Below are 14,790 nucleotides of genomic sequence, written 5' to 3' on the forward strand. Positions count from 1 at the left end.
GTGGAATCTCTTGCACACCCACAACGATGACAAGGAGCACGCCATGTATACCCACATCATGATTGCCGTCGATGGTTCCAGTGAATCCCTGCAGGCCGTACGCGAGGCGCTCAAACTGATTGCCCGGGGGCTGCGCACCGAAATCGCCCTCGTGAATGTGCAGGAGCCTGCCTCTTTGCTGGAACTGGCCACCAGAGATGCCGACGCCATTGCCGCTGCTGCCGTGCAGGCCGGCGAAAACCTCATGAGCGAAGCCGCCGCCCTGCTCGACGCCGAAGGCGTGGGCTACTCCATGGAAGTGGTGCTGGGCGAGCCCGGCAGCATGCTGCTGGAAATGGCCGAGGATCTGAATGCCGACATGGTCATCATGGGTGCACGCGGCATGGGCGCGCTCAAAAGCGCGATTGTGGGCTCAGTGTCCAAGACGGTGATCACCCACTGCCGTCGGCCGGTGCTGGTCGTACGTAGCCCTGAGGAAGAGGACCTTGCAGAGGCTGAAGCTGCCGAAGACGCAGCGTAAGTGCCAGCACCTGCGGTTTTACGCCGCTTTGCGCTGCCAGCGCTTGTCCTGACTGCGCTGGTGGCTGCTGCCATGCGTGCTGCCCTGGGTTTTCTGCGCGGTCTGCCAAGCATGCAGCTTGCCATGCGGCAAGCTAGCCAAGCGCTGCAGCAGGCGGCGGCAGTAGCCCTTGATCGACAGGCATTTGTTGATTTCTTCCACGGGGAAGGGGCCCGTGACCACCACGATGTCATCCGCCTGCTGCCACAACCCGGCAGCGCGCAGGCGGCGGCGTGTATTCAATGCCCATGACTGGATGCGCGATGGCGTGCCATGCTGGTGCACTTCGCCCGTGTAGCGGTCAAACGCAATGGCCAGCAGGTCTGTTTTAAGCTTGAAGCGGCGCTCACCTGTGACTGCGCTAGGCGATTCGCGCATGTCGTACAGGTAGTAACTGCCTGCCTTGAGCTGGTACTGCAGGTGCATGGTCATCTCGGGTGTGCAAGGTGCTTCGGTAAGGGCGACACACGGGGCTGAAAAGGTGAAGCACATTCTGCGCCAAGGCGTCAGGGGTCACAAGCACCCAGATGGCAGGTATTTGGAACAATTTGTTTTTGTTAACTTTTCAGTATAAAAAAAGCTTCCAGCGCTGATGCAGCAAGCGCTGGAAGCTATGTTTTTATAAAGCGTAAGGGTTTAGAAATCCAGCAGGCTCAGCCCCACGGACAGCGAAGTGCGCTTGTAGTTGTAATCAATCAGGCTTTCACCGTATCCGCTGAACAGCTGAACATGCAGACGCAAATTGCTGTTGTCGCCCCCCAGTGCATACATCCATTCCAGCCGGCCTGAGCCATAGCCCTTGCCAATGCTGCCGCGTGCAGTCAGACCGAAGATGTTGCGGGCATCAGGCTGCCAGAACAGCTTGGCCTCGCCTCGGCCCCAGTAGTTCTGAATGCCGGGGTTGTCATCGTTTTCCAGCTTTTCCGAAATGCGGTGCCAGGCTTTGAGTTGCAGCTGCCAGCGGTTGTTGAGCTCCGCACCCGCCATCAGATAGGCGCGATTCCAGCTGCGCGAGAGTGGGTCGCTCTGACTATTGGAGTGGTGCACCAGCCCGATGCCGCTATAGCGCAGACGCCAGCCCAGCGGCAGCTGTGCCTCGGTGGGGTAGACGTAGAAGATTTCGGGCTGGTGGTCCGTCGTACGGAAGGGACGCGACACATCGGCATTGAAGATCTGCCAGAACGACAGCTGGGTATAGCCCACCCACAGAGAGTCGAGGCGATCAGAATCTTCAGGCGTCAGCAGCCCTGCAGCCAGCTTGGTACGCAGCGACAGCTGAATGCGCAGCTCCTTGGTCTGGTAGTCGTCCGTCTCGAACGCAGGCTGGGTCAGTGTACTGGGGCTGGTGTTCATATGGTTGGCCGCCGTCACCGACACGGACTGGGGCTGAAAGCCCCGCAGCTTGAAAGTACCGCAGTCGGTAGCACGGCGCAGCTCATAGAACTGCAGCATGGTGCTGGCGCCAGAGCGGTAGCAGTCACTGCCTGGCAGCTGCATGGGTGCGCCTTCAGCCACGGCCACAGGCACTGGCTCAGAAGGGCTCTCAGGCACTGTCAGCGCACTGGCGGCAGGCACTGCAGCCTTGGATGCAGGCACTGCACCGCCATGCTGTGCAGCGGCCCACTGGTCAAAACAGGCCAGGCGTTCCTGGCCATCTTGCACGGCACTGCAGGCCTGCCACCCGGTGGCAGGCTCACTCGGTGTGGCTGCCGAAGCTGTGGCAGTCCACAAGGCATACAGGCTGCAGCTATAGGCCAGACGACGAATCAGAGGCGTTCTCATGCCAGGCTTCCTCAGAACAAACAGGGGTTAAATAATTTTGGGAGCAGCTGCAGCCTTGCGGGCCAGCTGTTCGCGCAGCTGGCGCAGCTTTTCGCGGGGATCTTCACGGGCTGTGCTGGCATCCAGATTCATTTCCTTGATAAAGCGGCTGGGCTGGCACTGCACCATCTCGCGCCCCTTTTTGCGGCGCTTGGTCCAGCTCACGACCAGCGTGCGCTGGGCACGGGTAATACCCACATACATCAGGCGGCGCTCTTCCTGCAGGCGGGCTGCAATATCGTCGCTGACTTTTTGCTGCTTGCCGTCGTCATCATCGAGCTTGAAGGGCAGCATGCCCTCGGTCACACCCACCAGCATCACATGCGGCCACTCCAGGCCTTTGGATGCGTGCAGCGTAGACAGAATCACCATGTCCTGCTCTTTCTCACGCTCAGAGATGGTGGACAGCAGCGCAATGTTCTGCGCCACATCCAGCAGGCTTTTGACTTCGGTCTGCGTGGTCGTGCCTGCTGCATCTTCAATCTGGCCGCCTGCGCGCTGGCTCATCCAGTCGCAGAACTCCAGCACATTGGTCCAGCGTGCGGCGGCCACGGTTTCACTGTCTTCGCTGTCGTACAGATACTGCTCATAGCCAATTTCCTTGAGCCAATCGAGCATGAAGCTGCGCGAGGCTTCTGCCCCCAGCGTGTGGCGTGCGCGGTATTCCAGATCATTGATGTAGCGCCCAAATTCCAGCAGGCCTTCGTGCGCTTTCTTGGGCAGTACCGCTTCAAGCATGCTGGAGAACAAGGCACCGAACATGCTCAGCTTGTGCTGCGCTGAAAACTCGCCCAGCTTGCCCAGCGTGGTGTGGCCAATACCGCGGCGCGGTGTAGTGATGGCGCGCAAAAACGCAGGGTCATCGTCGTTGTTGATCCACAAACGGAACCACGCACACAGGTCCTTGATTTCCGCACGGTCAAAGAAGGAGGTACCACCCGAGACCTTGTACGGGATATTGAGCTTGCGCAGCGCCTTTTCAAACGGCTTGGCCTGGTGGTTCGCGCGGTACAGGATGGCAAAGTCCTTCCACGCAGGCTGCGGATTCATATTGGCACGCAAGCTGGCAATACGCATGGCAGCGCGCTCGGCTTCATGCTCTTCGGTGTCGCAATCAACAATGCGCACGGGCTCGCCCTCACCCAGTTCCGAGAACAGTGTCTTGGGAAACAGCTTGGGGTTGGGGCCAATCACATTGTTGGCCGCGCGCAGGATGGCGGAGGTGGAGCGGTAGTTCTGCTCCAGCTTGATGATCTTGAGCTGTGGATAGTCCTGGGGGAGCTTTTTCAGGTTGTCCAGCGTCGCACCGCGCCAGCCGTAGATGGACTGGTCGTCATCACCCACGGCCGTGAAATGGCCGCGCTCGCCCACCAGGAGTTTGAGCAGCTCGTACTGCGTGGCATTGGTGTCCTGGTATTCGTCCACCAACACATGGCCCAGCAGGCGCTGCCATTTCTCACGCACTTCGGGGTGGTTTTTCAGCAAGCGCATGGGCATGCCGATCAGGTCATCAAAGTCCACGCTCTGGTAGGCCGTCAGGCGTTCTTCATAGCGCTGCATGATGAGGGCAATGCTGCGCTCATGGTCGTCCTGCGCCATGGCCAGGGCCTTGCGGCTGTCCCAGCCTGCGTTCTTCCAGTTGGAAATCGTCCACTGCCACTGCCGTGCGGTGGCCGCGTCCGTGGTACCACCGGCACAGTCCTTGAGGATGCCCGTCACATCGTCGGCATCCAGAATGCTGAAGTTGGGCTTCAGACCCAGCACATGGCCATCTTCGCGCACCATGCGCACGCCCAGCGAGTGGAAGGTGCAGATCATGACGTCCTTGGCGGCACGGCCAATCAGACCGGAAGCGCGCTCGCGCATTTCAGCAGCCGCCTTGTTCGTGAAGGTAATGGCCGCAATGCGCCTGGGGGCCAGGCCGTTTTCAATCAGGCGGGCAATCTTGTGCGTGATCACGCGGGTTTTGCCCGAGCCTGCGCCTGCCAGCACCAGGCAGGGGCCTTCGGTGTAGTGGACAGCTTGGAGTTGGGCGAGATTCAAACCAGCGGACATGGACGTAGTGTTCTGAGCAGACAGAGAAAAACAAGCGCCTGCAACCTCAGGCGCGGGGCAATCATACGCAAGCCCTCTGCCCCATGCCCCTGCGCGTCCACATGCCCGTGTCAATGGCAAGTGTGCCGGGCACAACAGCTGTCACCTGCGCGAAATTCCCTGCACCTGCTGCAGTACAGGGCTGACACAATCGCGCCCTGTGCTGTCCATTCTTGCGGTCACTTTTCCCTTTTTTGCCCTGGTGCTGTGCGGCTTTGTCGCCACGCGCCGGGGCGTACTGCCATTGGCGGCCATTCCCGGGCTCAACACCTTTGTGCTGTACTTTGCGCTGCCTTGCATGCTGTACCGCTTCGGCGCACAGACGCCGATTACGCAGCTGATCGACCCGGTGGCTGCTGGCGTGTATTTGCTGTGCGGCCTGCTGATCGTGGGGGGCACCATGGCCTTGAGCCACACACGCTGGGGCTGGAATGACGCTGCCTTTGGTGCCTTGGTGGCCGCCTTTCCCAATTCCGGCTTCATGGGCGTGCCGCTGCTGGTGACACTGCTGGGTGATGCCAGCGCAGGCCCGGTCATTCTGACCATGGCCATCGACATGGTGATCACCAGTTCGCTGTGCATTGCGCTATCGCGCCTCGGGCAAGGTGAAGCCGGCGTCCTGCAGGCGCTACGCAATGCGCTCAAGGGTGTGTTTTCCAACCCCATGCCCTGGTCCATCATCCTGGGCGCCTGTGCCTCGGCCATGGCGTGGGAGCTGCCCGCACCGCTCGAAAAAACCGTCGCCATGCTAGCAGGCGCTGCCTCACCCGTGGCACTGTTCACCATTGGAGCGGTTCTGGCGCGTTCACAGATGAATCAGCATGAATACGTTGCTGCGCGCCACTATGTACCTATCGCGCTGGCCAAGCTGCTGCTGCACCCTGCGCTGATGTGGCTGGCCTGCCAGAGCGCGGTGTGGCTGGGACTGCCGCTGAGCTCCATGACCATCACCGTACTCGTGCTGGTCGCAGCACTGCCCAGTGCCAGCAATGTGTCCTTGCTGACCGAGCGTTTTGGTGCCCATGGCGGTCGGGTGGCACGCATTATTCTGGTGAGCACAGCGCTGGCCTTTGTGACATTTTCTGCCGCCGTCAGCCTTGTCGCCTAAACAGCGAGGTACAGCACCGATCTTTACAATAGTCAATCCCTCCGCACAGGATTGACATGCAGACACCCTCCCCCACCACCAGCACATTTCCACCACCCAGTGGTCGACAGACTGCATGGCTGATTGCCATGGCCTGCCTGGTCTGGGCATGCTCGTCATGGATCTCGGGAGGCAATCTCGACAGCTACAACGACATGCTGGAGAACTATGCATGGTCGCAGCCCTTTCTCTGGGGGACTCACAAGCATCCACCGTTTTTTGCATGGGTAGTGGGCACATGGTTTACGGTCTTTCCCAATACGGACTGGGCCTACCGGCTGCTGTCCTATACCAATGTCGCCGTGGGCCTATGGGGCGTAGTCAGTCTGGGCCGCAGACTGGGTCTGGGTGGTCTGGCCCACTGGGGGGCATTGCTGCTGCTGTGGAGCTTTCCCTATACCTCGCTGGCCGGCAAATTCAATGCCAACAGCCAGCTGCTGTCACTGTGGCCCTGGGCTGCGGCCCTGCTGCTGGCCAGCTGGCAGGAAAAAGGCTGGCGTGGCGTGTGGTTCAGCACCTGGCTGGGCATCGTGGCCGCAGCCTGCATGCTGAGCAAGTACTACAGCGGTGTGTTTCTGGCAGGCTTTCTGCTGCCCATCTTTCTGCACCGTGATGGCCACCAGTGGCTGCTGACGCCCCGCCCCTATCTGGCCCTGCTGGTATTTGCACTGGCACTCAGCCCCCATGTGGCGTGGATGGCAGGCCATGACTGGGCGCCAATTGGCTATGCCATGGATCAGGGCGGCGGTGATGTGGTCTGGCGCTATGTGCTGCGTTTTACGCTTTCTCCGCTGTTTTACTGGCTGCCTGCCTGGCTGGCAGTCTGCGCGGTGTATGCCTGCCTGTCTGCCCGCATGCAGCAGCAAAGCTGCCTGCGCACCTTTGGCAGTTACCTGTGGCGTAGCTGGATGCCCCACGGCTGGGACGACGTGCTGTACTGGCTGGCGCTCACACCCTGGCTGCTGACCCTGCTGTGCGGCATGTTCGGCGTAGCGGAGCTGTCTACCCCATGGGCCATCCCTATTGGCTATGCTTTTGCGCTGCTGTGGCTGCGCAATCTGCATACGCTGGCACCCTCTGTGACGGCGCAGGTGCTTACCAAGCTGCGCAGAGCATGGTGGCCTGTCGTGGCACTGGTGGCCGTGCTGGGCCTTGTGGTGGCCATCGTCAACGCACAGAAAAGTGACAAGGGTTACTACCGCCCCACTGAAGATGCTGCCCAGCAAATTCTGAAACAGTGGCAGGAACGCAACCCCCAGCAGCAGCTGGCCTGGGTGGGAGGGGACTGGGCAGAAAACGCCATGATCGCTTTCTATGCCATGCCTGGCCTGCAAACCGTGCCCTACATGCCGGACAGCTTCCCCGCGCAGCTCGCGGGTCTGGGCGACTGGCGCAGCAAAAACGGCTTGCTGCTGTGTCCGCTGGGCCCTGTAGCCAACAATCCAGACATTCCTGACACTGCCTGCATGCAAGAAGCCACACAGTGGCTGGCCGCACAGGGACTCACTGCTGCGCCCCAAGTGCTGACCGTGGAACGCAGCGGCTGGCGCTTTCCCAAGCCCGTGCCTTTCCGCTATGCCGTGTTTGACGTACCTGCTGCCTCTACTGCTTCCAAGGAAGTGCAATGACCTCCACGCCCAGCATGGATGCTGAATTTGCCCCTGCAGCCCCCTTCGCTGCAGTGCCTCGCCCTGCCCTGCAGCTGAGCTGCGTGGTCCCGGCCTACAACGAACAGGACAACCTGCGCGATTTCATCAATGCCTTGATCCCTGCCGTGCAGGCTCTGACCAGCGATTTTGAAATCATCATCGTCAACGATGGCAGCCGTGACGCCACACACGATGTGGCCATGCAGCTCGTCACACAGGGTCTGCCCGTGCGCTATCTGGCGCTGTCACGCAACTTTGGCAAGGAAGCGGCGCTGTCTGCTGGCATCGACCACGCGCGCGGCAATGCCGTACTGCTGATCGATGCAGACTTCCAGCACCCACTGGAAATGCTCCCCGAAATGCATGCCCTGTGGCAGGGCGGCTATGAAATGATTTATGGCGTGATCGCCGACCGCGGTGCAGAAAGCGGTGCCAAACGCCTGGGAACCAACCTGTTCTACACGCTGATGAACTCCGGCAACGGCGTCAAAGTGCCGCCCAATGCCGGCGACTTCCGCTGGATGGACCGCAAGGTGGTCGATGCCCTCAGAGCCCTGCCCGAGCGCAACCGCTTCATGAAAGGCCTGTACGCCTGGGTCGGCTTCAAGACTGCAGCACTGCCGTTTGTGCCCAAGGACCGTGCAGCGGGGCAGTCCAGCTTCAATCTCAAACGCCTCGGGGCGCTCGCCCTGCTGGGGCTGACCTCCTTCACCACGCTGCCACTGCGCGTGTGGAGCGTGATTGGTGGTGCCGTGGCTTTGCTGGCGCTGGCCTATGGTCTGTGGATCACGCTGGATACCCTGCTCTTTGGCGCAGACCTGGCAGGCTGGCCCACGCTGGCTGCCGGCATCATGCTGTTCTCCGGCGTGCAGCTGATGTCCATCGGTATTCTGGGTGAATACATTGGCCGCATCTATGACGAAGTCAAGCAGCGCCCCACCTATCTGATTGCACGCGACGAAGACGCCAGTCCTCTGCGAGAGCAGCCATGAGCACTTTGCTGATGCGTCTGCGGCAGCTGCCGCAGCTGGTGCAGTTTGGCCTGGTCGGCGGCAGCGCTGCCGCCACCCACCTGCTGGTGGTTGCCATCGTGGTTGCACTCACAGGCCTGCCACCGCTGTGGGCCAATGTACTGGGCTTTCTGGTGGCTTTTATCGTGAGCTACAACGGCCATGCAGCCCTGACCTTTTCACAGGCGCAGGCACGCGGCTGGGCCACGGTGGCCCGCTTTTTTGCCGTCGCCTGTGGCTCCTTTGTGGCCAATGAGCTGCTGTACGCCGCCGCGCTGCGCTGGCTGCCCTGGAACTACCTGGCCAGTCTTGCGCTGGTACTGGTGCTGGTAGCTGCAGGCACTTTTGTTCTGAGCAAGTTCTGGGCCTTCAAGGCGGCTCGCTGATGCCATGACCACCTCTACCCGCGCCTTTATTCTGTGTGCTGACGACTTTGGCTTGCACCCGGCTGTCGATGAGGCCGTAGAGCAGCTGTGCCTGGCAGGTCGCCTGTCAGCCACCAGCTGCATGACCAATGCCCCGCGCTGGCAGCAAGCAGCACCGCGCCTGAAGGACTTGCGCCCGCGCCTGTCCGTAGGGCTGCACTTCAACCTGACCGAAAGCTATGGCGGCTCTGTGCCTGCTCAGCCACTGGGCACAGTCATCCGCCAGGCCTATGCCGGCCACTGGAGCGCCCCACAGATGCGCGCCATGTGGGAGCAGCAACTCGATGCCTTTGAGACAGCGCTGGGCACACCACCGGACTTCATCGATGGCCATCAGCACGTGCACCAGCTGCCCGGCATGTGCCAGGCCATGCTGGACGTCATGCTCAAGCGCTACACCCCGCAGCAAATGCCCTGGGTGCGCTCTACCGCCCCAGTGGGCACGCTGTGGCTCAGCCCCAAAGCCAGCATCATTGCGCTACTGGGCGGCTGGCAGACCACGCGTGCGCTGCGCAAGGCAGGCGTGCTGGTCAACCATGGTTTTGGCGGCGTCTATGGTTTTGACGCACCCACCCCCGACGCCTATGGCGCGCAGATGGCGCAGTGGCTGGCGCAGTTGCAGCCTGGCAGCCTGCTGATGTGCCACCCCGCTACCACCAAAGTTGTGGGCGATGCCATTGGCGCACAGCGCCCTGTGGAGTTTGACTATCTGCACTCCGAAGCCTTTGGAGCGCTGCTGGAGCAGCACCAGTGCCATATCCAGCAAGGGCCGCTCAAGCCGCTTCTAAAAATCTAAAACCATAGCTTTCAGCGCTTGCTGCATAAGCCCTGGACGCATTTTCATGCTTATTCTTCGGGCTGGGCACTGAAAAGTATTTTTCACAGCGACAGCGGGTCCACATCCACCAGCCAGCGCACCAGCCGCTTGTGGGCAGGCTGGCTGCGTACCCAGTGCAGCCAGGGCTGCCAGGCATGCAAAAACCTTTGCAGCGCACGGCGGTCGCTGGCCTCGATCAGCATCTGTGCACGCTCCACATTGGCGACACGCTGCACGGCCATGGGGATGGGCGGATAGATGAACACATCTTCCAGATGCGGCAGCTGCCCCTGGTGCGCAGCCTCTGTGGCCGCGCGCAGAAAGGCCTGCGCCTCTTCCTGTGTCTTGGCATCGGCACGCACCAGCGCCTGAAAAGCAAAGGGCGGCATGCCCGCTTCCTGCCGCTCGCGCAGCTGCAGGGCGGCAAAGGCTGGATAGTCATACTTGCGCAGCGCCGCATACACGCTGTGCTGTGGCTCAAAGCTCTGCACCCACATCTCTGGCTGGCTGTCATGGGCACGCACATAGTCGGCATCGCGCCCGGCACGGCCTGCGGCCTGCATGAGCAGACAGAACAGGCGCTCCGCCGCACGAAAGTCGCTGGAAAACAGCGCGCCATCAGGCTGCACTGCGGCCACCAGCGTGATACGACGAAAGTCGTGACCCTTGGCAATCATCTGCGTACCCACTAGCACATCGACCTCACCGCTGTGCACCAGGGCAAGTTGTGCTTCGAGCGCCCCCTTGAGCTTGGTGGTGTCGGCATCAATGCGTGCCACGCGTGCCGGACGGCCATCGGGCCGCTGCACATTACGCAGCAAGCGCTCCAGCTCTTCTTCCAGTTGCTCCGTCCCCTTGCCCATGGGCAGGATGTCCGGATTGCCGCACTCAGGGCAGGCATGCGGCACACGGCGCGTATCGCCGCAGTGGTGGCAACGCAGCGTGCGGTCGCCCTTGTGAAACACCTGGTGGGCACTGCAATGCGGGCAGTCACTTTTCCAGTTGCAGTCTGCACAGAACAGCACGGGCGCAAAGCCCCTGCGGTTCAGCAGAATCAGGCTTTGCTCACCACGCTCAATGCGCTCGGTCATAGCGGCCAGCAGTGGCTGCGAAAACACGGTTTTCCTGGGCTGCTGCGTCATATCCACCATGCGGACACGGGGCAGCTCACCCGCACCAATACGGCTGGGCATGTGCAGACGCTGGTAACGCCCGATGCCGGGCTCACTGGCATGCCAGCTCTCCAGCGAAGGGGTCGCACTGCCCAGAATCACCTTGGCCCCGCAGTGGTGCCCACGCCAGATGGCCAGATCGCGTGCGGAATAGCGTGCGCCTTCCTGCTGCTTGTAGCTGGGGTCATGCTCTTCATCGACCACAATGACCTTGAGCCCCGGCAGGCTGGCAAAGACCGACATGCGCGTGCCCAGCACAATGCGCGCCTGACCGGTATGCGCGGCCAGCCAGCTCTTGAGCCGCTGCACATCCGTCATGCCGCTGTGCATGCTGACTACGGCCTGCGGCCCAAACATGGGCACAAAGCGCTGTTCAAAGCGTTGCTGCAGCTGTGGCGTGAGGTTGATCTCCGGCACCATGACCAGCGCCTGTGCCTGCGGATCGGCCTCCAGCGCCTGCTGCACCACGCGCATATAGACCTCGGTCTTGCCACTGCCCGTGCTGCCGTACAGCAGGAAGGGGCCGCAATTTTGCTCGATTTGCCCATAGACGCTTTGCTGCTCTGCGCTGAGTGCTATCAGGTTTTGCACAAAGAGCACGGCTCGATCAGAGTTATCCACAGGATTCGCATTCGCAGCTGCTGCTTTTTTCGACAACTTCCTGGGCTTGGGAGGCTGCAATCGCTTGGCCAGCTGCTCTGCTGTCATGTCCCGCAGTGCCGATGGCAGCCCCATCATGGCAATCTCCCCAATGCTGCGCTGGTAGTAATGCGCTGCAAAGCCCACCAGACGCTGCCAGTGGGTATCCAGGGGCTGCAGCCCTTCCATCACCGCATCAATCGGCCGCAGCGTGGCGTGCTCAGGCAAAGGCTGCTGCTGACGGTCATCCCAGACCACCCCCAGCAGATGCCGTGCCCCCAACGGTACGCGCACCAGCGTCCCTGCGGGCAAAGGCTGGCTGTGCAGATAACTCAGCAGATGTCCGACACCGCTGTGAATCGGCGTGTGGAGCGCGACACTTATCACATGGGATGCCGCCGAAATGTCAGACAGAACCTGCATCGGGAGATTGTGTGTGGGAAACCCCAGTTTCTGTGGATAACTTTGTGGGGATTGTCAATCACCCCCCACACCTTTAAGCAAGCTCAAAAACATCGCGTTTTCTTCATGACATTCTCATGAAGAAAATTTCTCAATAAAAACAGATACTTATTACGAAAATAGTTCGTTCAGCGCTATCAGCTTCATTGCCGTCCAATCAGCCTCCCGCTTGCTCAAAGTTGTGCATAAGTGGCACTCCAATGCACAGAAGCAAGGCCGTCATCGATAAGTAAAATCCCGTAGATAGACGTCAATTTGCAACTTTTTGACTGCTTTTGCACGGATTTTGAAGCGCCATTGCGGCCATGAAGCGTAGGTACGCACCTACGCTTCATGGCACACGCTGAACACCGTTCGTCAAGCCGACAGACGCAGTTGACGGGAGTAGTTATGCACAGTCTCAACCAGAGCAGCTACATGCTCTGGCGGTGTGTGCTGGCTGATGCCGTGACCCAGATTAAAGATATGGGAAGGGCCTGTAGTCGCCCGGTCCGTATGGGGCTTGCCAAAGCTGTCGAGCACGGCGCGCGCCTGCACAGCGATCTGCTCAGGTGGGGCAAACAGCACATTGGGGTCGATATTGCCCTGCAGGGCCTTGCCGAGGCCGCCCACTTCACCACCCACGATGGCACGTGCCTTGCCCAGGTTGGCCGTCCAGTCCAGGCCCAGCACCTCGCAGTCAATGCCTTTCATGTCATCGAGCCAGATGCCACCACCTTTGGTAAACACGATGCGCGGCACGTCGGTGCCATCGACGCCGGTGCGCTTGAGTTGCGCCAGCACGCGTTCGGTATAAGCCAGGCTGAACTGCTGGAACATGCCATCGGCCAGTACGCCGCCCCAGCTGTCAAAAATCATCACGGCCTGTGCACCAGCGTCAATCTGGGCATTCAGGTAGGTAGCAACGCTGTCTGCATTGACGGACAGGATCTTGTGCATCAGATCAGGACGGCTGTACATCAGGCTCTTGACTTGGCGGTAGTCATCACTGCCCTTGCCTTCCACCATGTAGCAAGCCAGCGTCCAGGGGCTGCCGGAAAAGCCAATCAGCGGCACACGACCGCCCAGCGCCTTGCGAATGCTGGTCACTGCGTCAAACACATAGCGCAGCTTGTCCATATCCGGCACAGCCAGCTCGGCCACAGCGGCTTCATCGCGCACCACCTTGGCAAAACGCGGGCCTTCGCCTTCTGCAAACGACAGGCCCAGCCCCATGGCATCAGGCACGGTGAGGATGTCGCTGAACAGAATCGCAGCATCCAGCGGAAAGCGCTCCAGCGGCTGCAGCGTCACTTCCGTGGCGTAGTCCACATTGGTAGCCAGCCCCATGAAGCTGCCCGCCTTGGCGCGTGTGGCCTTGTACTCCGGCAGATAACGGCCAGCCTGACGCATCAGCCACAGCGGGGTGTAGTCGGTCGCCTGACGACGGCAGGCGCGCAGGAAGGTGTCGTTCAGAAGGGGGGCAAAAGACATGAAGCGCTCACACAGAGAAAAGACCTGAAGGTGCCAATCCTCACGAAAGCACCTCCTACATGTTCTTGGGTTCTTGGGAAACGGCCAGTTTAACGGATGGGCCTGCAACACCTGGCTTCTAAGGCCTCCCGCTGCGAAGAGGGTGCACGTCTACTGATACAGCACAAGCCTTGCAACTGCGCTCATGCACAATCGCGGGCTTTGCTTCCTGTTACAACTTATACCGTACGCCGTGACCTTGCCAGAGACCATCAGCATTCCTGCTTTCCAGAGCTTTACCTTGGCTATTTTGCTGTTTTTTGCAGGGCAGAAAATTGCCGAGTATTGGGGCGTTATACGCCGCTACAGCATTCCCGAGCCCGTGGTGGGCGGCTTTGCCTGCGCCCTGGTCGTCGGCCTGATCTACTACACCACCGGCAGCAAGATCGAGTTCGATCTGAATGTGCGCGACACCCTGCTGCTGTACTTCTTTGCGGCCATTGGTCTGCGCTCTGACCTGCTCACCCTCAAGCAAGGCGGCAAGCCACTGTTGATTCTGCTGGCGCTGGCCACCGGCTTTATCCTGCTGCAGAACCTGCTGGGCATGGGCGTGGCCGAGCTGTTCGGCCTGGATAGCCGCGCTGGACTGATGACGGGCTCCATCTCACTGACCGGCGGTGTTGGCACTACCCTGGCCTGGGGACCCACCTTTGTGGAAAAACTCGGTATCCACAACGCCGTGGAACTGGGCATGGCCAGCAACATGGTCGGCATGATCGCCGCCTGTGCAATCGGCGGGCCGATTGCCAGCTACCTGATGCGACGGCACGCCATCCATGGCAGCGGCGCACGCCCGCTGGACGTGGGTGTTCCCGCACAGCAACTGACCGTGCCGCTGGACTACTTTGGCGTGCTGCGCGCTTGGCTGTGGCTGAACATGGCACTCATGATCGGCGGCATCATCACCCCACTGTTTCACAAGGTGGGCCTGCAGCTGCCCATGTTTGTGGGATGTCTGATGGGCGGCATTTTGCTGCGTAACACGCTGGGGCAATGGATGCTCTCGCGCAAGCGCCGCAAGCTGGGGCTGTTCCACTGGAACAGCATGCGCCAGGGCCTGAGCATGATTTCCGACATCAGCCTTGGCATGTTCCTGACCATGGCACTCATGGGCCTGCAGCTATGGGCACTGCAGGGCGTCATGGGCTTTGTTTTGACCGTGCTGGTGCTGCAGGTGCTCATGACCATCTGCTTCGCGCTGTTTGTGGTCTTTCGCTGCATGGGCAGAGACTATGAGGCTGCCGTCATCAGCGCTGGTTTTGGTGGCATTGCCCTGGGCTCTACCGCCACTGCGGTGGCCAACATGACCGCCGTGGCCCACCGACATGGCGCAGCGCACCGGGCATTCATCGTCGTACCACTGGTGTGTGGTTTCTTTGTGGACATTGTGAACGCCCTGATCATTCAGATGCTGCTCTGAACGTCATACGCCTGTCACAAGGCATACGCACCATACACGTCTGTGGGCCGATGAAGAAATTGG

The 14,790-nt window shown here is 60.6% G+C and carries 12 protein-coding genes; 7 read left to right on the forward strand and 5 right to left on the reverse strand.

All coding sequences use genetic code 11. The annotated features are described in order from the left end of the window. The first annotated feature begins 43 nt into the window (after positions 1-43). Positions 44-520 carry a universal stress protein gene (locus B5M06_RS04495; RefSeq protein WP_054065717.1) on the forward strand — a complete coding sequence of 159 codons (477 nt, stop codon included), beginning with the start codon at positions 44-46 and terminating at the stop codon, positions 518-520. Positions 521-538: 18 nt separating this feature from the next. Here the strand turns inward: B5M06_RS04495 and B5M06_RS04500 are convergent, their stop codons facing one another. The 3 genes from B5M06_RS04500 to B5M06_RS04510 form a co-directional block, all read right to left on the reverse strand. Beyond that, on the reverse strand, positions 539-985 hold the full coding sequence (locus B5M06_RS04500) for a hypothetical protein (RefSeq protein WP_054065718.1): 447 nt from the start codon (positions 983-985) through the stop codon (positions 539-541). Positions 986-1,195: 210 nt separating this feature from the next. After that, positions 1,196-2,341 carry a phospholipase A gene (locus tag B5M06_RS04505; protein WP_054065690.1) on the reverse strand — a complete coding sequence of 382 codons (1,146 nt, stop codon included), beginning with the start codon at positions 2,339-2,341 and terminating at the stop codon, positions 1,196-1,198. A 27-nt stretch (positions 2,342-2,368) separates the two neighbouring features. Then, positions 2,369-4,435 carry an ATP-dependent helicase gene (locus B5M06_RS04510; protein ID WP_054065691.1) on the reverse strand — a complete coding sequence of 689 codons (2,067 nt, stop codon included), beginning with the start codon at positions 4,433-4,435 and terminating at the stop codon, positions 2,369-2,371. Between the two features lie 199 nt (positions 4,436-4,634). On the opposite strand from B5M06_RS04510, the gene B5M06_RS04515 reads away from it, so the two are divergent. The 5 genes from B5M06_RS04515 to B5M06_RS04535 are packed head-to-tail and all read left to right on the forward strand — an operon-like array spanning position 4,635 to position 9,501. Beyond that, entirely contained in the window at positions 4,635-5,582 is a 948-nt protein-coding gene (locus tag B5M06_RS04515; protein ID WP_054065692.1) for an AEC family transporter, read from the forward strand. A gap of 56 nt (positions 5,583-5,638) precedes the next feature. Further along, positions 5,639-7,249 (forward strand): glycosyltransferase family 39 protein, encoded by a 1,611-nt coding sequence (locus B5M06_RS04520; protein WP_054065693.1) that lies wholly within the window; start codon positions 5,639-5,641, stop codon positions 7,247-7,249. Continuing rightward, complete coding sequence (locus B5M06_RS04525) at positions 7,246-8,262, forward strand: glycosyltransferase family 2 protein (RefSeq protein ID WP_077344592.1); 1,017 nt, start codon at positions 7,246-7,248, stop codon at positions 8,260-8,262. The genes B5M06_RS04520 and B5M06_RS04525 overlap by 4 nt, the downstream gene beginning before the upstream one ends. Next, entirely contained in the window at positions 8,259-8,666 is a 408-nt protein-coding gene (locus tag B5M06_RS04530; RefSeq protein WP_054065694.1) for a GtrA family protein, read from the forward strand. The genes B5M06_RS04525 and B5M06_RS04530 overlap by 4 nt, the downstream gene beginning before the upstream one ends. A gap of 4 nt (positions 8,667-8,670) precedes the next feature. Next, positions 8,671-9,501 carry a ChbG/HpnK family deacetylase gene (locus B5M06_RS04535; RefSeq protein ID WP_054065695.1) on the forward strand — a complete coding sequence of 277 codons (831 nt, stop codon included), beginning with the start codon at positions 8,671-8,673 and terminating at the stop codon, positions 9,499-9,501. A gap of 83 nt (positions 9,502-9,584) precedes the next feature. Here the strand turns inward: B5M06_RS04535 and priA are convergent, their stop codons facing one another. Then, entirely contained in the window at positions 9,585-11,756 is a 2,172-nt protein-coding gene (gene priA / locus B5M06_RS04540; RefSeq protein ID WP_054065696.1) for a replication restart helicase PriA, read from the reverse strand. A gap of 396 nt (positions 11,757-12,152) precedes the next feature. After that, the gene (gene hemE / locus B5M06_RS04545; RefSeq protein ID WP_054065697.1) at positions 12,153-13,268 is read right to left on the reverse strand and encodes a uroporphyrinogen decarboxylase; all 1,116 of its coding nucleotides are present in this window, start codon (positions 13,266-13,268) and stop codon (positions 12,153-12,155) included. A gap of 238 nt (positions 13,269-13,506) precedes the next feature. On the opposite strand from hemE, the gene gltS reads away from it, so the two are divergent. Further along, a complete protein-coding gene (gene gltS, locus B5M06_RS04550) occupies positions 13,507-14,727 on the forward strand; it encodes a sodium/glutamate symporter (protein WP_240183997.1) in 1,221 nt (406 codons plus the stop codon). Positions 14,728-14,790 lie beyond the last annotated feature (63 nt).

This window comes from Comamonas kerstersii, from assembly GCF_002056725.1.
GTDB classification, from domain to species: Bacteria; Pseudomonadota; Gammaproteobacteria; order Burkholderiales; family Burkholderiaceae_C; genus Comamonas; species Comamonas kerstersii.

Coding starts and splice junctions, on each gene's coding strand:
- B5M06_RS04495 (WP_054065717.1), top strand. CDS start 44: ATGTATACCCACATCATGATTGCCGTCGATGGTTCCAGTGAATCCCTG.
- B5M06_RS04500 (WP_054065718.1), bottom strand. CDS start 985: ATGCACCTGCAGTACCAGCTCAAGGCAGGCAGTTACTACCTGTACGAC.
- B5M06_RS04505 (WP_054065690.1), bottom strand. CDS start 2,341: ATGAGAACGCCTCTGATTCGTCGTCTGGCCTATAGCTGCAGCCTGTAT.
- B5M06_RS04510 (WP_054065691.1), bottom strand. CDS start 4,435: ATGTCCGCTGGTTTGAATCTCGCCCAACTCCAAGCTGTCCACTACACC.
- B5M06_RS04520 (WP_054065693.1), top strand. CDS start 5,639: ATGCAGACACCCTCCCCCACCACCAGCACATTTCCACCACCCAGTGGT.
- B5M06_RS04525 (WP_077344592.1), top strand. CDS start 7,246: ATGACCTCCACGCCCAGCATGGATGCTGAATTTGCCCCTGCAGCCCCC.
- B5M06_RS04530 (WP_054065694.1), top strand. CDS start 8,259: ATGAGCACTTTGCTGATGCGTCTGCGGCAGCTGCCGCAGCTGGTGCAG.
- B5M06_RS04535 (WP_054065695.1), top strand. CDS start 8,671: ATGACCACCTCTACCCGCGCCTTTATTCTGTGTGCTGACGACTTTGGC.
- priA (WP_054065696.1), bottom strand. CDS start 11,756: ATGCAGGTTCTGTCTGACATTTCGGCGGCATCCCATGTGATAAGTGTC.
- hemE (WP_054065697.1), bottom strand. CDS start 13,268: ATGTCTTTTGCCCCCCTTCTGAACGACACCTTCCTGCGCGCCTGCCGT.